17 protein-coding genes and 1 pseudogene are annotated in these 18,345 nt (G+C 65.3%); 5 read left to right on the forward strand and 13 right to left on the reverse strand.

The window, feature by feature from the left end; translation table 11 throughout:
• Both rpoD and dnaG read right to left on the reverse strand, forming a co-directional pair.
• On the reverse strand, nt 1–1,545 hold a 1,545-nt coding region (gene rpoD, locus Q8M13_RS19755; protein ID WP_305301939.1), incomplete at its 3' end, for an RNA polymerase sigma factor RpoD.
• A gap of 83 nt (nt 1,546–1,628) precedes the next feature.
• The gene (gene dnaG / locus Q8M13_RS19760) at nt 1,629–3,533 is read right to left on the reverse strand and encodes a DNA primase (protein WP_305301941.1); all 1,905 of its coding nucleotides are present in this window, start codon (nt 3,531–3,533) and stop codon (nt 1,629–1,631) included.
• A 119-nt stretch (nt 3,534–3,652) separates the two neighbouring features.
• Between dnaG and Q8M13_RS19765 the strand changes: the two genes are divergently transcribed.
• Entirely contained in the window at nt 3,653–4,588 is a 936-nt protein-coding gene (locus Q8M13_RS19765) for a DUF808 domain-containing protein (RefSeq protein ID WP_305301942.1), read from the forward strand.
• On the opposite strand, the gene Q8M13_RS19770 is transcribed toward Q8M13_RS19765, so the two are convergent.
• The 4 genes from Q8M13_RS19770 to Q8M13_RS19785 form a co-directional block, all read right to left on the reverse strand.
• Nucleotides 4,585–5,457, reverse strand: a complete 873-nt coding sequence (locus Q8M13_RS19770; protein ID WP_305301943.1) for a sigma-70 family RNA polymerase sigma factor — start codon at nt 5,455–5,457, stop codon at nt 4,585–4,587. The genes Q8M13_RS19765 and Q8M13_RS19770 overlap by 4 nt on opposite strands.
• Before the next feature lie 12 nt (nt 5,458–5,469).
• Entirely contained in the window at nt 5,470–6,015 is a 546-nt protein-coding gene (locus Q8M13_RS19775) for a hypothetical protein (protein ID WP_305301944.1), read from the reverse strand.
• A 2-nt stretch (nt 6,016–6,017) separates the two neighbouring features.
• The gene (locus Q8M13_RS19780; RefSeq protein WP_305301945.1) at nt 6,018–6,398 is read right to left on the reverse strand and encodes a hypothetical protein; all 381 of its coding nucleotides are present in this window, start codon (nt 6,396–6,398) and stop codon (nt 6,018–6,020) included.
• A gap of 91 nt (nt 6,399–6,489) precedes the next feature.
• Nucleotides 6,490–7,185: an HAD family hydrolase gene (locus tag Q8M13_RS19785; RefSeq protein WP_305301946.1), complete on the reverse strand. Its 696-nt coding sequence runs from the start codon at nt 7,183–7,185 to the stop codon at nt 6,490–6,492.
• Between the two features lie 260 nt (nt 7,186–7,445).
• Between Q8M13_RS19785 and Q8M13_RS19790 the strand changes: the two genes are divergently transcribed.
• On the forward strand, nt 7,446–8,582 hold the full coding sequence (locus Q8M13_RS19790; protein WP_305301947.1) for a response regulator: 1,137 nt from the start codon (nt 7,446–7,448) through the stop codon (nt 8,580–8,582).
• On the opposite strand, the gene Q8M13_RS19795 is transcribed toward Q8M13_RS19790, so the two are convergent.
• Both Q8M13_RS19795 and Q8M13_RS19800 read right to left on the reverse strand, forming a co-directional pair.
• Entirely contained in the window at nt 8,579–9,103 is a 525-nt protein-coding gene (locus Q8M13_RS19795) for a GNAT family N-acetyltransferase (protein ID WP_305301948.1), read from the reverse strand. The genes Q8M13_RS19790 and Q8M13_RS19795 overlap by 4 nt on opposite strands.
• A gap of 5 nt (nt 9,104–9,108) precedes the next feature.
• Nucleotides 9,109–9,675, reverse strand: coding sequence for an XRE family transcriptional regulator (locus Q8M13_RS19800; RefSeq protein WP_305301949.1), 567 nt, complete (start codon nt 9,673–9,675; stop codon nt 9,109–9,111).
• A gap of 238 nt (nt 9,676–9,913) precedes the next feature.
• Here Q8M13_RS19800 and carA point away from each other — a divergent pair, with 238 nt between their 5' ends.
• A complete protein-coding gene (gene carA / locus Q8M13_RS19805) occupies nt 9,914–11,083 on the forward strand; it encodes a glutamine-hydrolyzing carbamoyl-phosphate synthase small subunit (RefSeq protein ID WP_305301950.1) in 1,170 nt (389 codons plus the stop codon).
• 42 nt (nt 11,084–11,125) lie between these two features.
• On the opposite strand, the gene Q8M13_RS19810 is transcribed toward carA, so the two are convergent.
• From Q8M13_RS19810 to Q8M13_RS19830, 5 genes are all read right to left on the reverse strand, one after another.
• Nucleotides 11,126–11,707 (reverse strand): fasciclin domain-containing protein, encoded by a 582-nt coding sequence (locus Q8M13_RS19810; RefSeq protein WP_305301952.1) that lies wholly within the window; start codon nt 11,705–11,707, stop codon nt 11,126–11,128.
• 105 nt (nt 11,708–11,812) lie between these two features.
• On the reverse strand, nt 11,813–12,283 hold the full coding sequence (locus Q8M13_RS19815; protein ID WP_305301953.1) for a YbjN domain-containing protein: 471 nt from the start codon (nt 12,281–12,283) through the stop codon (nt 11,813–11,815).
• Between the two features lie 66 nt (nt 12,284–12,349).
• Complete coding sequence (locus tag Q8M13_RS19820; RefSeq protein ID WP_305301954.1) at nt 12,350–13,066, reverse strand: anti-sigma factor domain-containing protein; 717 nt, start codon at nt 13,064–13,066, stop codon at nt 12,350–12,352.
• A complete protein-coding gene (locus Q8M13_RS19825) occupies nt 13,063–13,617 on the reverse strand; it encodes a sigma-70 family RNA polymerase sigma factor (protein ID WP_370870117.1) in 555 nt (184 codons plus the stop codon). The genes Q8M13_RS19820 and Q8M13_RS19825 overlap by 4 nt, the downstream gene beginning before the upstream one ends.
• A 111-nt stretch (nt 13,618–13,728) precedes the next feature.
• Nucleotides 13,729–16,800: a TonB-dependent receptor domain-containing protein gene (locus Q8M13_RS19830; protein ID WP_305301955.1), complete on the reverse strand. Its 3,072-nt coding sequence runs from the start codon at nt 16,798–16,800 to the stop codon at nt 13,729–13,731.
• 372 nt (nt 16,801–17,172) lie between these two features.
• Between Q8M13_RS19830 and Q8M13_RS19835 the strand changes: the two genes are divergently transcribed.
• Nucleotides 17,173–17,379: a cold-shock protein gene (locus Q8M13_RS19835; RefSeq protein WP_056732141.1), complete on the forward strand. Its 207-nt coding sequence runs from the start codon at nt 17,173–17,175 to the stop codon at nt 17,377–17,379.
• A gap of 187 nt (nt 17,380–17,566) precedes the next feature.
• Nucleotides 17,567–18,345: pseudogene (locus Q8M13_RS19840) on the forward strand (carbamoyl phosphate synthase large subunit); the annotation flags it as partial.

An 18,345-nucleotide genomic window follows, 5' to 3' on the forward strand; every position in this document is an offset into this window, starting at 1 on the left:
CGGGGTGGGCTCGCGGCCCAGCTCCTGGAGCAGCTGACGCTGGATGCGGATGAGTTTGTTGATCGTCTCCACCATATGCACCGGGATGCGGATGGTGCGCGCCTGGTCGGCGATCGAGCGGGTGATGGCCTGACGGATCCACCAGGTGGCGTAGGTGCTGAATTTGTAGCCGCGGCGGTACTCGAACTTGTCGACCGCCTTCATCAGGCCGATATTCCCTTCCTGAATGAGATCAAGGAATTGCAGGCCGCGGTTGGTGTACTTCTTGGCGATGGAAATCACGAGGCGCAGGTTGGCCTCAACCATTTCCTTCTTGGCCTGACGGGCCTCGCGCTCACCCTTCTGCACCGTGTGAACGATGCGGCGATAGTCGTCGATCGGCACGCCGGTTTCGGTGGCCAGGGCGGCGATCTCATTACGGATGTCGCTGATCTGCGAGGCGTCGTTCTCGACGAACTTGGTCCAGCGCACGCCCAGCGGCTTCACCTGCTCGCCCCAGTTGGGCGACAGTTCCTGACCGAAATAGGCCTTCAGGAATTCCGAACGCGAGATGCCGTAGCTGTCGGCCAGGCGCAGCAGCCGGCCTTCCAGCCCCATCAGACGCTTGTTGATCGCATAGAGCTGCTCGACCAGCGCCTCGATGCGGTTGTTGTTCAGCTTCAGGGTCTTCAGGTGCTGGACAATGGCCAGCGAGGCCGTGGTGTAGGCCTTGCGGTCGGCGTCCGAAAGGTCTTCGCCCTTCAGGCGCTTGCCGACCAGCTTTTCTTGCAGGGCGCGGAACGCGTCGAACTCCGAGGCGATGGCGTCCAGGATCGACATGACCCCTTCGCGCAGTTCGCCTTCCATCGCGCTGATGGTCGGGCCGGCGCCGTCGTCGAAGTCGTCGTCGTCGTCGGCGCCTTCGGCCTTGGCGATGGCTTCACCGTCGGCGGTGACCTCGGCGTCTTCTTCCTCAGGTTCGGCGTTGGCCTGGGCCAGTTCGGCGGCCGCGGCGTTGACGCCGCCATAGGTTTGCTCAAGGTCGATGACCTCGCGCAGCAGGATGCGGCCGGTGCCGAGCTCTTCGCGCCACACCATGATGGCTTCGAAGGTCAGCGCGCTTTCGCACAGGCCGCGGATCATCGTGTCGCGACCGGCCTCGATACGCTTGGCGATGGCGATTTCGCCCTCGCGCGACAGCAGCTCGACCGAGCCCATCTCGCGCAGGTACATCCGCACCGGGTCATCGGTACGGTCGTAGGCGGGCTCCTTGGTCGTCTCGACGACCTGGGTTTCCTCGCGCACGGCGACTTCGCCGCCCTCGGCGTCTTCTTCGGCTTCAACGACGTTGACGCCCATCTCCGACAGCATGGCCAGCGTGTCTTCGATGGCTTCCGACGTCACTTCTTCCGACGGCAGGACCTTGTTCAGCTCGTCCATCGTGACATAGCCGCGGGCCTTGGCCTGCTTGATGAACTTCTTGACGCCGGCGTCGGTGAGGTCGAGCAGGGGCCCGTCGCCGCCAGTCGATTCAGTCGTTTCCGCTTCGGCCGTATTGGTGCTCATCTACGTCTCCGGATTTCGGCTGCCGACCCCTTTTGCGAGGGCCGGGCCGAAGATGGTGAATAGCGAATAGACGGTCGTATTCTTTACGACCCGTCACCCGCCCAAATCGTTCCCGTTCTGATCGCGCGTTTCAGTGCGTCGCGCTCACCTTTTAGACGCTCGAGGGCTTCCATGTCGGATCGACCGCTCAGGTTGCCCTTTGCAGACGTAATAGCCTCGTCGAGCGCCGCGAGCCTGGAAAGGCCCGCGAAAGCTTGCGACCACTGGGATCTAGCGACGTCGAGGGAGACATCCGGTTTCATGATGGGCGCGCCCGATTTCGCAGCGGCCCGGTCGATGTCTGTCAGCAGCGCATTAAACCCGCAAGACGCCAGATGGCGTGCGAGGACCCCGGTGTCAAGGTGATCAGTATCCAAACGGAATCGGATGATTTCAGCCGTCAAGTCGACAAGGCCCGGATCGCCGAAGCCTCGAGCCACGAAGCGATCCTCAAGATACTCGTCGAGGACGGCGGGATCGCCCAGCGCATACATCGCCATGGCGGCGGCCACCGGGTCCAGTGACCGCGCCAATCGCTGGGCCGCGGCCTTGCCAGCCGCGGTGGGCGCGGGATCGACCCAGGCCTTGGCCTGACCACGCCAACCCTTTGATTGTCCAAAGCCTCCGCGCTGCGCGCGGGCGCCGGAGTCGTCTCCACCCTGGCGTTTCTGCGGCGAGCTTTCGTCGAAACGCTGCATGAGCGCTTCGCGGTAAGCCTGCTGCAGATCCTTGTCGGCGATGGTCCCGGCGGCGTTACGCAGGCGGTTCTTGAAGCCGGCTCGGCGCTCGGGAGTGTCCAGCGGTTCAAGGTCGTGTTCGCGGGTGAAAAGCGCGTTCACAAAAGGTGTAGTCTGCGACAACTGGGCGCGGAGGGCCGGCGCGCCCTGCTCGCGCAACACCTCATCCGGGTCCTTGCCGCCCTCGACGATGGCGAATCGGAAGCTCTTGCCGGGCTTCAGCAGCGGCAGCGCCCGATCGATAGAGCGTGAAGCGGCCTGCCGTCCGGCCCGGTCGCCGTCGAAACACAGCGTAGGTTCGGGGTGCAGACGCCAGAGCACCTCCATCTGCTCTTCGGTGAGGGCCGTCCCCATCGGGGCCACGGCGGCGATCCCGGCGCGCTGGCAGGCAATGGCGTCCATATATCCCTCGACCACCACCAACGGCGGCGTCTCGGCGCCGGGCGCGGCGGCCAGGATCTTCCGGGCCTCGCCGATGCCGTACAGCGTGCGCCCCTTGTGGAAGAGCGGGCTCTCCGGACCGTTCAGGTATTTGGCGCGTGCCTGCGGATCCATGGCCCGGCCGCCGAACGACAGCACCCGACCGCGAGCGTCGGTTATCGGGAAGATGATGCGATCACGGAACCGGTCATAGGGCGCCCCGCCCTCCTCCGGTGCGATCAGCATGCCCGACTCGACCAGTTCTGCCGGCCTTGCGCCCTTGGTGATCAAATAGTCCTTCAGGGCCGTGCGGCTGGCTGGCGAAAAGCCCAGCCGGAACCGCGCCCACTCGGTCTCGGGCAGGCCGCGACGTTCCAGATAGGCCCGCGCCTCCTTGCCCTCAGGGCGTAGCAGAGCCGCCTCGAACCATTGGGCGGCAAGCTCCATCCAATCCGACAGCCCCTGGCGCTGGCGCTCCTGCTCGGCGGCGCGCGGATCGGCGACCGGCATGGCGAGCCCCGCCTCGGCGGCCAGACGTTCGACCGCCTCCATGAAGGAAAGCCGCTGGGTTTCCTGCAGGAACGAGATCAGGTCGCCGTTCTTGCCGGACGAAAAATCGAAGAACTGCCCCTTCTCATCGTTCACGTAGAAAGAAGGGGTCTTTTCCTTGTTGAACGGCGACAAGCCGACGAATTCCCGGCCCTGCTTGCGCAGTTTCACCGTCCGCCCGATCACGTCGGAAGGGCGGAGGCGGGATTTAATCTCATCAAGGAAGTGTTCGTCGACGCGCACGCCGTCACCATACCCCCTGGATCGTGTTTTGTCCGGCGCGAGACAATCGCCTTTACGCCTTCAGCGCGAGACCGTACCGACGATAAGGCGTTTGCACATCGTCGGTTTGAGGTTCCCACATGGCTTCGGGTCTTGTCGCGCTGCTCGATGATGTCGCTGGCATCGCCAAGATCGCGGCCGCCTCGCTTGACGACGTCGCCGGCGCGGCGGGCAAGGCCGGAACCAAGGCGGTCGGGGTGGTCGTCGACGACACGGCGGTGACCCCTGGCTACGCGATGGGCTTCACGCCCGATCGCGAACTGCCGATCGTGCTCAAGATCGCCATCGGTTCGCTGCGCAACAAGCTGATCTTCCTGCTGCCCGGCGCCCTGCTGCTCAGCGCCTTCGCGCCCTGGGCGGTGACACCCTTGCTGATGATGGGGGGTGCCTATCTGTGCTTCGAGGCCACAGAGAAGATCATCGAGGCGTTCAACCCGCACGACGACGAGGACGCCGCCGACGAGCTGGCGCTAAGCGCCGTGGACCTGGAGAAGCAGAAGGTTTCCGGCGCCATCCGCACCGACCTGATCCTTTCGGCCGAGATCATGGCCATCGCCCTGGCCGACGTCGCCGACCGCCCACTGGGCGTCCAGGCCGCGGCCCTGGCCCTGGTTGGCGTCGCGATCACGACCCTGGTCTATGGGGTCGTCGGACTGATCGTGAAGATGGACGACATCGGCCTGCACCTGGCCAAGCGCAAGAGTCGGGCCGTCAGCAGCCTGGGCCGCGGCATGGTCAAGGCCATGCCGGTGATCATGGAATGGCTGACCGTGATCGGAACCGCCGCCATGCTGTGGGTCGGCGGCGGGATCATCGTCCACGGCCTGGAGCACTTCCACCTCACCCCGATCCCGCTATGGGTCGAGGGGGGATCGCATTGGGCGCGCCGGATCCCCGGCGTCGGCAGCTTCACCGGCTGGACGGCGATGGCCGCAGGCTCCGCCGTGGTCGGGTTCATCGTCGGGGCGGTGATCGCCGGCGTGATCCACCTGCTGCCAAAGCGCGCCAAGCACTAGTCGGCCGACACATGCCCCAGCTTGTCGGGGTTGCGGACCATATAGATGGCGGCCAGCTTGCCGTCCTCGCCCGGCTGGAAGGCCACAGTCATTGGACCGTCGCCTCGCTCCATGACGATGCCGGGATAGCCGTTGATCCGCACGGCCCGGAAGGTGAGCGGCCAAGCCTCCTCATCGCCCCCTGCCCGCCAGGCAATGCCCTCCAGCAGCCGGATGATGTCCTCGCGACCGATCAATGGCCGTAGCGAGGCCTTCCGCTTGCCGCCTCCATCCGAAACCATCACCGCGTCATGCGCCAGCACCGCCGACAAGGCGGCCATGTCGCCCTGAGAGGCGGCCGTCATGAAGGCCGCCGCCAGCTTTGCGGCGTCCTCCTGGCTGACGGTGAAGCGCGGACGATTGTCCCGAACGTGAGCGCGAGCGCGCGTCGCAAGCTGACGCACGGCAGCCTCGTTGCGCCCCAAGGTCTCGGCCACCGAGCCGTAATCTTCGTCGAACACGTCGTGCAGCAGGAACACCGCGCGCTCGAGCGGTGAAAGCCGCTCCAAGGCGAGCAGGAAGGCGACGGAGACGTCCTCGGCCCGCTCGACCGGATCGACGTTCAGTTCCTCGATCAGCGGCTCTGGCAGCCAGGGACCGCGATAGGCTTCGCGCTGCGCCTTGGCCGAGCGCATGCGGTCGATGCAGATTCGGCTGGTGACCCGGACCAACCACCCGGCTGGATCGAGCACCTCGTCCCCGGTCCGCGTCCACCGCAGCCAGGCGTCCTGCACCACGTCCTCGGCCTCGGCCACAGAGCCGAGCATGCGGTAGGCCAGCCGTGTCAGGCGGGGGCGTTGGGCTTCGAAAGCTTCAATGTCGGCGGCCACGCTGCATCTCCCTCAGGCGGCGATTGAGACATGATTGACCGGGGCGCCGGCCACGGTGAGCTTCGAGCAGGCCCGGCCGTAGCCGAGCGCATACTTCAATGTGGGATACATTCGCGCCGCTGTCAGGGACATGCTGAGCGCGACTAGGCCCGCCTCGCCCCAGCGCCGGACGATTTCGTCACGCCCCTGATCGGCGGCGACCAAGTCCCGCGCCAGACTGGCCCGGGCGAAGCGCCAACCAATGGCCGCGCCTTCGCCCATGCCGGCCTCGTCCCCGGCCAGTATCGCGCGCAGGACCTCGGGCGAGACGCCTTCGGCCGCCGCCATGTCCACGGCGATCTGGACGCAGGGACCGCAGTCCTCGGCCAGGGTTCCGGCGATCTTGACCGCGGCGATCGCCTCGGCCGGCGCGGCCCGCTGATCGGCCATCTGGCTGACGAAGCCGAACTTCAGCGCGCTCATCGGGTTCGCTCGCAGAACCAGGCGCAGGTAGCTGGCGTCATAACCCCAGCGGCTTTCCAGCTTGTCGATCTGCCGGGCAATCATGGACGTCAGCATGGTCAGGCTCCCGGGCGACGAGAGATCGCCAGCGCGGCCGCCAGCGCGGCCGGCAGATAGACGCCGGGCAGATCGCGGATAAGGTCGCTCATCGGGTTGGACGAGCAACTGGCGTCGAAGACGTGGATCACGGCGTGCAGCACCAGGAAGGCGGCGGCGGCGGCCAGCGCGGGCCAGCCCTGCACCGGCCGCCAGGCGAACCAGCCGAGCCCACCGGCCGCGACCAGAAAGGCCGCCCCGATATCGCGGACGAAATGCGGGTTATAGGCGCCCGTGGCGGTGACGCCTGGCACGGCGTTGTACCACCAGAATGAGCCAAACAGCATGGCCAGGGCGTTGATCCCAAGGACCAGTGCGAGCCCGCCAGCAAGTATGCGCGACATATGATTTCCTCCGACCTCGCCTCAAGGACGGATCGGAGGAACGGGTTGTGACATGAGCCCCGACGCGTTGGGGACGAAGCTGGGGCCTCCCCTAGCCCAGCCCGGCGATCCAGGCCGGCAGGTCGCGGATCGAGGAGAGTTCGGCGAAACGCGGATGCCCCGTCGGGGCCTCGGCCATCTCGTGAGCCCAGATCAGCGGATAGGGAACGTAGGCGCCGTAGGCGCCGGCCTCCACGGCCGGAAGGATATCGGAGCGCATGGAGTTTCCGCACATCACCGCCTGCTCCGCGCCGGTGCCGTGACGGGCGAACACCCGGCTGTAGGTCGAGGCGTCTTTCTCGCTGACGATCTCTACCGCGGCGAAGAGGTCGCCAAGCCCGGAGGCGGCCAGCTTCTGCTCCTGGTGCAACAGGTCGCCCTTGGTGATCAGCACCAGGCGATAGAGCTTGGACAGTTCAGCCAGGGTGTCGTCGACGCCGGGCAACGGTTCCACCGGCTCGCTCAGCATCTCGCGGCCCACCGCCAGGATTTCGCGGATCACATGGCCGGGCGGTTCGCCGCCGGTCATTTCCATCGCCGTCTCGATCATCGAGAGCGTGAAGCCCTTCACGCCGTAGCCATAGAGCCGCAGGTTGCGCTGTTCTACAGCCGCCAGGCGCTGTTCCAACTCCCCCTTGTCGGCGACGTCGGCCAACAACTCGGTGAACCGATCGTGGGTCAGGCGGAAAATGGTTTCGTTGTGCCAAAGCGTGTCGTCGGCATCGAGGCCAACTGTCGTAATCGTCACTTGCGCGCCTCTTGCGCTGGAGAAGCTGGGGCATCTAGCAGACCCGGACCCGTTGGCGAAGACGGCGCGGCGATAAGCGCGACGGCGCAGCGGCGGCCAGAGCCGATGAAATAGCCGCCTTCACCGCAGGCGGCGGCTCGATCGCCTATTTTCTGGGCGCCTTTCGCTTTGCGCGGCCCAACCCGATCGTGGAAACTTCGAGGCAAGCACAAGCAGTCCATGTGGTCGCCAGTTGAACGAGCAGTTCACTGGGGTGGGGCATGCCGAAGTCAGGGCTTCGGGACTGGGGCGGCGCGCTTGCGCGCGGCCTCGGTCGATTATTGGGCGGCCGGGCGCTGGCCGATGCCGAGGCGCAAGCACGCACGGCAGGCGACCGGCTGCGAGAAGCTATTGATCTGCTGCCGGAAGGCGTCGTCTTCCTGGACGCCGAAGGCCGCTACATCCTCTGGAACAAGCGCTACGCTGAGATCTACCACCGGTCCGCCGACCTCTTCAGTTCCGAGGCTAGGCTGAGCGACACTCTGCGCGAGGGGGTCGCACGGGGAGACTATCCCGACGCCATCGGCCGCGAGGAGGAATGGCTCGCCACGCGCCTGGACAAGCTGCTCAACCCGACTGGAGAGCGGCATGAGCAACGACTGGCCGATGGACGCTGGCTGATGATCGAGGAACGGCGCACCAGCGACGGCGGGGTCATCGGCCTGCGCGTCGACATCACCCAGATGAAGCGGCAGGCCGCCGCGCTGGAGGACGCCCTGCACCGGGCCGAGGTCGCCAGCCGAGCCAAGAGCGAGTTCGTCGCCGATATGAGCCACGAGTTGCGCACGCCGTTGAACGGGGTCACGGGCCTGGTGCAGGTCTTGGAAAAGACCCCTCTCACCAAGACCCAGAGCGCCCTGCTGCAGGACATCGCGGCCTCCGCAGCTCAGCTTGAGAAACTGGTCGGCGGATTGCTCGACTATGGCGACGCGGCGCGCGAGACCGACACCTCGCCCCCCTCCCCGGTCAGCCATGACGCCGAGGGGCCGCCGCTACGGGTGCTGGCCGCAGACGACAATCCGACGAACCGCAAGGTGCTGGAACTGATGCTGGGCGCGGCGGGCGCCGAGGTGATCAGCGTCGAAAATGGCCAGCAAGCTGTGGAGGCCTGGCGCGCCGGGGCGTTCGACGTGGTGCTGATGGACCTGCGCATGCCGGTGATGGACGGGCTCGACGCCATCCGCGCGATCCGCAAGGCCGAGGCGCCCGGCCTTCCCCGCGCGCCGATCATCGTGATCAGCGCCAACACCTCGCCCGACGACCTGCGAGCATCCGACGCCGCCGGCGCCGACCGCCACATCGGCAAGCCGATCCGAGCCGAGGCGCTGTTCGACGCCATCTCCGGCGTGCTGGCCTAGGCCGGGCCGACCTGCTTCCAGTAGATCATCGTCCCGGTCAGGTCGCCGTGCGGCTTGAACGCATAGTCCGGGATCGTTCCGGCGAGCACATATCCGAGGTCCTCGTAGAGGCCGGAGGCCCCGCCCTCGGTCGCCGTATCCAGCACCAGCAATGTGCGGCCGCGCTGCACCGCCAGGGCCTCTGCCTTGCGCATCAAGGCCGCCGCCACGCCGCGTCCCCGGTGGCTCACCCTGGTCATCAACTTGGCGATCTCGGCGCGGTGCGGCTGGTTGGGCGGGCAGTCCAGCAGCAGGGTCACGGTTCCAGCCAGGACTTCGCCGTCCCAAGCGCCCAGCACGACCCGTTCCCCGCGCCCGGCCGCGGCCAGAGCGCCATCCCAGAACGCCCATGCCGCTTCAGGCGCCAACGGGTGCATGAAACTGACCGAGCCGCCGTGCGCGACGACCTCCACCAAGATCTCACTGAGGGTTGATACGATGGCCGGCGAGGAGCCCAAGGGCCTGATGTCGACATCGGGCATGGTCGCTAGCTCCGGGCCAGGACGACAAGATAGGTGCAAGGCGAGGCCGTCTCATTGGCCAAGGTCACTTCCGACGGCGGGCCAAAGCCGAGGCAATCACCGCTCGCCAGTTCGTGTCGGTCTCCGCCCTCCAGGATGACCAGGTCTCCGGCCATGACCCAGATCGCCTGACGGATGCGCGCGTAGGATGAAGCCGGCAGCACGACGCTCTGGCCGGGGGGCATCTCCACGCTCACCACCTCCAGCGGATGATCTGCCCGGCTGAAGACCTGCTTGCGGACATAGCCGGTCGCCGGATCGCGCCAGATCGGCTGGTCGGCGGCGCGGGACATCCGCTCCCCCGTCCCCTCGGCACGCAGGAACAGACCCGCCAAGGTCAGGTCGAAGGCGCCGGCCAACCGGACCAGCATTACCGCGGTCGGGCTGGTTTCCTCGCGCTCGATCTTGCTGATCGCGGCCTTGGAGACCCCGGCGCGCTCGGCCAGATCGGCCAGCGACCAGCCACGCGCCTCGCGTTCCGACCGCAGCAGCCGGGCAATCTGAGCGCCTGAATCGTCTACTATAGTATCCATTCGTCTATTATTATGGACACCCTACGCCTTCACAAGCCCCTGCCCCGGCGGCGGACTGACGAATCTGGCTTTGGGGGATCGCGCTGGCCGAAAGTGCGTTAGAGACCCGCATTGACCCAGCGGCCGCGAGTCAGTACCTACGCGGCCGTTTGCCGACACAAGCGGACAGATTGAACGGGCGGGGTTCACCCTGACCCGCCTTTTTGCGAGCATGCGGCCCATCTAAGGAGACGCCGAGATGACTGTTGAACTCCTCCCAGGTGTCACCGGCGTTCTGGTCCTGGCAGACGGGACCGTCCTGCAAGGCGTCGGTGTCGGCGCGACCGGCGACGCGGTCGGCGAGGTTTGCTTCAATACCGCTATGACCGGCTATCAGGAAATCCTGACCGACCCCTCGTACATGGCCCAGATCGTGGCCTTCACCTTCCCGCACATCGGCAACGTCGGCGTGAACATCGAGGACATCGAGCAGATGTCCGGCTCGGCCGAGACCGCCGCGCGCGGCGCGATCTTCCGCGACGTGCCCACCCCGCCGGCCAACTGGCGCTCGCAAGGCGATCTCGACACCTGGATGAAGCGCCGCGGCGTCGTTGGCCTGGCCGGCGTGGACACCCGCGCCCTGACCCGCGCGATCCGTGAAAACGGCATGCCGCACGGCGTCATCGCACACTCGCCGGACGGTCAGTTCGACATCGCCGCCCTGACCGAAAAGGCCAAGGCCTGGGCCGGGCTGGAAGGCCTGGACCTCGCCAAGGACGCCTCCTGCCTGCAGCCGTTCGTCTATGACGAGGGCCTGTGGACCTGGCCGGAAGGCTACGCCAAGGCCGGCGAGCCCAAGTACGAAGTCGTGGTCCTGGACTACGGCGTGAAGCGCAACATCCTGCGCGCCCTCACCTCGATCGGCGCCCGCGTCACCGTCGTGCCGGCCAAGACCACCGCCGAGGAAGTCCTGGCCCGCAAGCCCGACGGCGTCCTGCTGTCCAATGGTCCGGGCGACCCGGCCGCGACCGGCGAATACGCGGTTCCGGAGATCAAGAAGTTGGTCGAGAGCGGCGTGCCGATCTTCGGCATCTGCCTGGGCCACCAGATGATGGCCCGCGCCCTGGGCGCCAGCACCGTGAAAATGGAACAGGGCCACCACGGCGCGAACCACCCGGTGAAGGACATCACCACCGGCAAGGTGGAGATCGTTTCGATGAACCACGGCTTCACGGTCGATCGTGACAGCCTGCCCGGCCCGGTGATCGAGACCCATGTCTCGCTGTTCGACGGAACCAACGCCGGGATCGCCCTCAAGGACCGCCCGGTCTTCTCGGTCCAGCACCACCCAGAGGCCTCGCCCGGCCCGACGGATTCGCTTTACCTGTTCGAGCGTTTCGCCGGCCTGATGGACGCAGCCCAGAAATAAGCCCCAGCGCGCGCCCCTCTATTGAGAGGGGCGCGATCGGACCTAAGGCATCAAGACAGTATCAACGACGTGGATCACGCCGTTGGATTGGCTCACATCGGCGATCGTCACTTTCGCCGCGCCGTTCTTGGCGTCGTGGATCACCAAGCCCCCACCCATGGCCATCACCGTCAGGCTTTCGCCTTCGACGGTCTTCAGCATCGCCTTGCCGCCCCCAGCCTTGACCTTGGCGGCCAAGTCGGCGGCGGTCAGCCTGCCTGGGACAACGTGATAGGTCAGCACCTTGGTCAGGGTCGCCTTGCTCTCCGGCTTCAACAGAGTGTCGACCGTGCCGGCGGGGAGCTTCGCAAACGCTTCATTGGTCGGTGCGAACACCGTGAAGGGGCCGGCGCCGGAGAGGGTGTCGACCAAGCCAGCGGCCTTCACCGCCGCGACCAGGGTCGTGTGGTCCTTAGAATTGACCGCGTTCTCGACAATATTCCGGGACGGGTACATCGGCGCACCGCCGACCACGACAGTTTTCTCGCTCGCCATCGGGCCGGCCATCTGAGCAAAAGCGCCGCCAGAGAAGAGGCAAGCGGCAGCAACGCCGGCGACGAGCGCCGGAATAAGCTTCGAACGCATCCTGGTATCCTTGATTTTCCGCCGCTGTAGCCGCGACCTCAAAGATACGGAGGCGATACTCAGTAAGATGCGATCATGGCTGGAATACTTCGGCCAACCGCGAGGCTACCAGCCAGCCAGCTCCTTCATATCGGGCAAGAAGCTCAGCCAGACGGCGAAATCGTCGTCCAAAGCCTCGCGGCTGCCGCCCGGGCTCAGGTTCAGGTCGTAGGTGAACCAGGGATCGCTTTCTTCGTCGATGAAGGCGTCCACGTAGCGCTTGTCGCTGTTCCACTCGTTGATCTTGGTCAGCTCCAGCTTCGTGTCCATGTCGAAGCCGGCGATGAACTGCATTGAGGCGCAGCGCTCCTTTTTGCAGTCATAGAGGTGCGCCTCGAAGTTCACGCCGTCCGAGGCGCTCTTCACATAGGCGTCGCCCTCGTCGTCCTTGGCGATTTCGGCGCGGTAGCCGCTCTCGGAAAGCCACGCCTGGACCTCCTTGGCGGTCATGCCGTCCTTGTGAAACTCGGCGGCCTGAACTCCGCCTCCCAGACAAACCAAGGCCGCAACGCTCGCCGCGAACAGGTGTGCTTTCATCTTCGCTCCTCTAGCTCTGGTGTGGAGCATAGGGCGCTTCGAAGCTTCAGGGCCAGCGCCCGACCGTCAGATCCTGGCGAGCTTGCCCACAGCGGCGACGGGGCCGGATGGACCTTCCAACAGCGAGCCGCCGGCGGGCTCGACCGTGACCGCCATCGACGCCCCCTCTGTCGCCATCGCCGCCATCTCGTCGGAAATCGGCATGGATTTGGACGCGCCCGGCTCCACCAGCCCCAGGGAACGTGGCTTGCCGTCGGCGGGGATCAGCCAGAGCTCATGGCTATGGTTGGGATCGGTTCCGGGCGGGACGAGCGAGGCGACCAGCACCGCTTTGCGCTCAGGATCGTAGGCGGCCAGGAACAGCGGCTGACCGCCATTGGTCATCAGCCGCGCGTTCATCATCGGCGCCGGGACCGGCGTGATCACCTGTGGAGGACGGGTCGCCAGCACGGCGACCATGGCAAGGCTGGCCACAGCCAGGCCGAGCGAACCCATCGTCGCCCCGCGCCAGAACTTGATCCGTCGCAGGACGCCGACCTGGTTGTCGTTCGCCGGCAGGCTTCGCACGATGCGCGGCCACAAGCCAGCAGGGGCCGCGACCGGCGCAACACCCTCGGCGAGCGGCGCGAGCCGTTCCCGCCAAGCCTCGACCTTGGCTGCGAAATCGGGCTCGCGGGCCATGCGCAGCTCGGCGGCCGCACGCTCACGCGCATTCAGGACACCCAGCGCATGCTCGGCGGCCAGGGCGTCGTCCTCGGGCATTTCGGGGCCGATGTCGCTCATCGCTCCAGGCACCCCTTCAGCTTGAGGAGACCGCGCCGGATCCAGCTCTTGACGGTGCCGAGCGGGGTGTCGAGCCGCTTCGCCAGCGCCTCATAGGTGACGCCCTCATAGAACGCGGTGCGGATAACGCCGGCCGTGCGCTCATCCAGCTCCGAGAGGCAATGGTTCAACGCCGCGCTATCCTGCGAGGCTTCCAGCAAGGCCTCGGCGCGCGGCGCGCCGTCCTCAATCTCGATTTCGTCGATCTGGTCGGCATAAGCCAATGGCCCCCGGGCGCGCAGCCGGTCGATGGCGCGGTTGCGGGCGATGGTCGAAATCCAAGTCATGACGCTGGCCCGCCCCGCATCGAAGCGGTCGGCCCTACGCCAGATCGTCAGATAGACCTCCTGCAACACGTCTTCGCTCTCTTCCCTGTCGGAAAGGATACGCAAGCAGACTCCGAAAAGCTTCGCGGACGACGCCTCATAAAGCTGCTGCAAAGCGTCGCGGTCACCGGACGCTATGCGTGGCAACAGTTCGGCGAGCGGATCGTGGGCGGAAATCGCGGGCAAGAGAGCTTTCTGTCGGAAGGTTGAGCGACGAAGCTGCCCTAGCCCGCCGCCGATGGGAAGAGCGCGCGGATCGGGTCAGGACGTTTCCGCCCTGCCCGAGCTGTCATGACTTCAGAAATTCGCCTTGAGGCCCACATAGAAGAACCGCCCCAGGGGTCCGACCGGCGTCGCGCCCTCCGTGAAAGCGCCGGCTGTCGTCGACGCCAGACCGGTCGTGCCGCGGTCGGGCTGTTGGTTGGTGAAGTTGTTGATCCCGCCGTACAGCGAATAGTGATCCATCAGGTCGTATTGGGCCTGGATGTCATGGGTCGCACGGGCCTTGTAACGCCAGTAGCGATCCTCGACATAGGTCGGGTTCGAGGCGCGGCGCTCGTCGCTGAAGCGCTTGGTCTCGTCGAACCAGTTGAAGCCGTAGTTCACCATCAGGTGCTTCCACTGCCAGGTGACATCGAAATTGGCCTGCCACTTCGGGGCGCCCGCATAGCCGACCTCGCTGGAAACCTCGGCCCCTGCGACCTCGATGAACTCAAGAGTGTCGAGCTTGTTGGCTAGCAGCGAGAACTGGAACGTGCCGATGTCCTGTTCGACGCCAAAGCGGGTTGGATCCAGATTGTACTGGATCGACATGTCCCAACCGGCGGTCTTGTACTCCGAAACATTGATGCCGAATTCCTGGAATGAATTGACGAATTTGCTGTTCGGATCGCGGGTGAATAGGCCGCAGAATTCGTTGGGTTGCTCGAGGTCGTAGCAACTCTCCAGAATGGTGTCGGCTTCGAAGAAGTTGATCGCGTCCCGCAGGCGGATTTTATAGTAGTCCAGCGAGACCGAGAGCCCTGGCGCGAAGCTCGGCGTGAACACCACACCATAGGTTTCGGTGTCGCCCTTCTCTGGCTTCAGTTCCCGATTGCCGCCGATGACGCCCTCGACCGACGACGACGTGGTGTCGATGAACTCCTGGGTGACGGGATTGAAGCCGAGCGCGGCGGTGCAGTTGGCCACCCGGAATTGGCTGCCCGCTTCGACATTGGTGGTCTCGCAGGGATCGGTCAGGGTCTTGAAGGTCTGGGTCTGGGGCAGGAACAGTTCGGTGATGTTCGGCGCCCGAACAGCGCGGGCCCGCGTGGCCCGGAACATCAGGTCGTCATAGACCCTCCACTGCCCGCCGACGCTCCAGGTGCTGGTCGTCCCGCTCGTGGAATAGTCGGAGAAGCGGTAGGCGAGGTTGAGGTTGAGTGACTTCACGAAACGCACGTCGCGCAGCAGCGGAACGCCCAATTCGCCATACAACTCGGCGACGCTGTATTCCCCGTCCGAGACTACGCCCTGGCCAAGCCAGGTGATGTCATAGCCGAGCTCGGCGCCCAGCAACTCATCGTCGGACGGCGTCGATTTGCTGATTTCTTTGCGATACTCGGTCCCCAGCACGAAGCTCACCGCGCCGGCTGGCAGCTCGAAGGCCTGGGAGCTGTCGCCTGAGATATAGGCGCTGACCACGTGCTGCTCGATCTTGGCGCTAGAGCGGGCGACGTTGTTGATCCAGGCCCGCGCGGCGTCGGACACGGTGTTCTCGCCGAAGATGTTGACCGGGACGCAGCCGCTCCCGGGGCCCGGCCTGAAGGTGGTCCCCCAACTGCCGGGGTCGGTCTCGCGACCGAAAAGGTCGCCAGGGGGGATGGCGGAGGGATCGAGGTCGGATCGGCAGACGATCTGGCCATTGGCGGGATTGCGCACCGCATCAATCGCCGCGAACCACCGCTCATTGTTGCGGTTGTTGAGTTCGCGGTTGTCTTCCTTGGTCTGGCCGTAGGTGTAGGAGAAATTGTAGGCGACCGAGGGGCTGAAATCACCTTCCAGCCCGATCACCGCCCGGAAGGTCTCGCGCTCGATATCGCGGCGCACCCTGCCCAGGTCGAAATTGTCGCGCGCCACCAAGACACCCGGCGCCGGCAACCCAAATTCGTCAGCGCCCTCCTGGGTGGCCAACCCGCCGGGGGCTTGGGCGTCGGCGAGGATAGAGGCCGGGATGTACGGATTGTCGGGCGAAACGAAGATGCCGTAGTCAAAGGTCGGCTGCGAGGTGAAGCTTGTCTTGGCGTTGACGTACTTCATGTCGGCGAACACCCGGTGATTGGGCGCGTATTCGAAGCGGGTCGCCCCATAGATGGTCCAGCGCTCGATGCCGGGCGTCAGCTCGGTCTGGTATAGGTCGGTCTGGGTGCCCGAGCCGCCGATCATATTGAAACTGCCGGCGTAGATGCCGTCGCGCCACGGCGAGCCGTCGCCATAGAAGCCGATGCCAGAAAGACTTGTGGCGTTGAGATTGGTGTAGACCCCGCCGCCGATCGCGCTGTCGATGTAGCGGACGTTGCGCGCAAAGACCTTGTCGGTGGTCCCCCAGATACTGGGGTTGAAGTTGGGGTCGGCCTGGTCGAAATCGCTCGGATTATCGACAAGCACCTCGCGGTTTCCCGGCCGCGAGAAGCTGCGATCCTCCGGGTTCAGGGGATCGGTCTTGGAGTATTCGAAAGCGCCGGTGATGTTCAGCCGGTCGTCCATCAAGTTGCGGCCGCCAACCACGCTGACAAAGGTGTTCTCGCCACCGCCGCCGTCCGACCAACCATACTGGGCGCGCATGTCGAGGCCGTCGAAATCGCGCTTGGTGATGAAGTTCACAACGCCCGACACCCCGTCGGCGCCATAGATCGCCGAAGCCCCGCCGGTCAGCACCTCGACCCGGTCGATCAGGCCGACGGGGATCGAGTTCGTATCCACAGCGGCGCTGCCGGCCGTGCCCGCGACGTGTCGGCGCCCATCGACCAGCACCAGGGTGCGATCGACGCCCAGGTTGCGCAGATTGAGCAGGTTCAGGCCGACAATCCCCCGATTACCTGCGTCTGAAAAGGCCTGACTATCGTTGGACCCGACAAGGGCCGGATAGTCTTTCATCAGGTCGGTGACGTTGGTGATGCCTGACCGCTCGATCGTGTCGCTGGTCACCGAACTCACCGGATTGGGCGAGACGAAGTCCTGCGTGCGCAGGCGAGTGCCCGTGACCACGAACTCCTCCACCGATACCGCGCCGGTGGGGTCGGTCTCCTGGGCTATGGCCGGCGGCGCGATCAGCGCCAGGGCCAAACTTGACAGTAGCGAACTCGACAGCAGCTTTGATTTGGTGGTCATGGCGTCACCCCAGCAGGACGGCGGGGCCTCGGCCAATCAGTCGTTGGTCGCCCCACGAACATGACCACGCAAAACGCCGTTCGGTTCCCGGCCCGATCACACCTACGTCAGTAGTGTGACGTTCAAAGCACACTTCCAAGCAGCAACCCCAACGGGCGATCAGCCCCGTTTCACACGTCGCAAAGACTCGATCTCCTCGCCTTGCAGACACCGCTGAACCGCGTTACCGTCGGTGGGTCAAACTCGTATGGTTCGGCTGATTTTCGACGCTCCAAACTCCGGCGCACCGAACCTGCTCCCCGACCCTCCCGAAATTTGATGCGCGGCTCAAAGGCTGGGTTGCGGAATTAATATCCCAAGGACGACACTTCTATGGCTACCGGCACTGTGAAATGGTTCAACGGAACCAAGGGCTACGGCTTCATTCAACCCGACGATGGCGGCGCTGACGTCTTCGTTCACATTTCGGCCGTCGAGCGCGCAGGCCTCCGCAGCCTGAACGAAGGCCAAAAGGTCACCTACGAGCTCGAGCAAGACCGTCGCAGCGGCAAGATGTCCGCCGGCAACCTGCAGGTCTAAAATACCTCGCAAAGGCCTTCGGGCCCTTGCGTTAGAACGACTGAGGGCCGGCGGAAACGCCGGCCCTTTTTGTTTGGGGCAAACCGCGACTTGCGCCCAGGCGACTCCCTCTCTAAACGGCCCGCTTAACCTGCAATATGATCGGCCGCAGCGCGCTCTACCGCGCGGCCCATGCGCGCGAGTGGACATGCCGAAACGCACAGACATCTCCTCGATCCTCATTATCGGCGCCGGCCCGATCGTTATCGGGCAAGCCTGTGAGTTCGACTATTCGGGCGTCCAGGCATGCAAAGCCCTGCGCGCCGAGGGTTACCGGATCATTCTGGTCAACTCGAACCCGGCCACGATCATGACCGATCCGGACGTGGCCGACGCCACGTACATCGAGCCGATCACGCCCGAGATGGTCGAGAAGATCATCGCCAAGGAACGTCCCGACGCCCTGCTGCCGACCATGGGCGGCCAGACGGCGCTGAACACCGCCCTGGCCCTTGAGGCCTCCGGCGCGCTCGCCAAGTACAATGTGGAGATGATCGGGGCCAAGGCCGACGTCATCGATAAGGCCGAGGACCGCCAGAAATTCCGCGACGCCATGGACAAGCTGGGCCTTGAGAGCCCGAAGTCCAAGGCCGCCCACACCATGGACGAGGCCATGGACGGCCTGGATTTCGTCGGTCTGCCCGCGATCATCCGCCCGTCCTTCACCCTGGCCGGAACCGGCGGCGGCATCGCCTACAATGTCGAGGAATTCAAAGAGATCGTCGAGCGCGGCCTCGACCTCTCGCCGACCACCGAAGTGCTCATCGAAGAGAGCGTGCTCGGCTGGAAGGAGTACGAAATGGAAGTCGTCCGCGACAAGGCGGACAACTGCATCATCGTCTGCTCGATCGAGAACATCGACCCGATGGGCGTCCACACCGGCGATTCGATCACCGTCGCCCCGGCCCTGACCCTGACCGACAAGGA

It is taken from the genome of Phenylobacterium sp. (assembly GCF_030681155.1).
Lineage (GTDB): Bacteria > Pseudomonadota > Alphaproteobacteria > Caulobacterales > Caulobacteraceae > Phenylobacterium.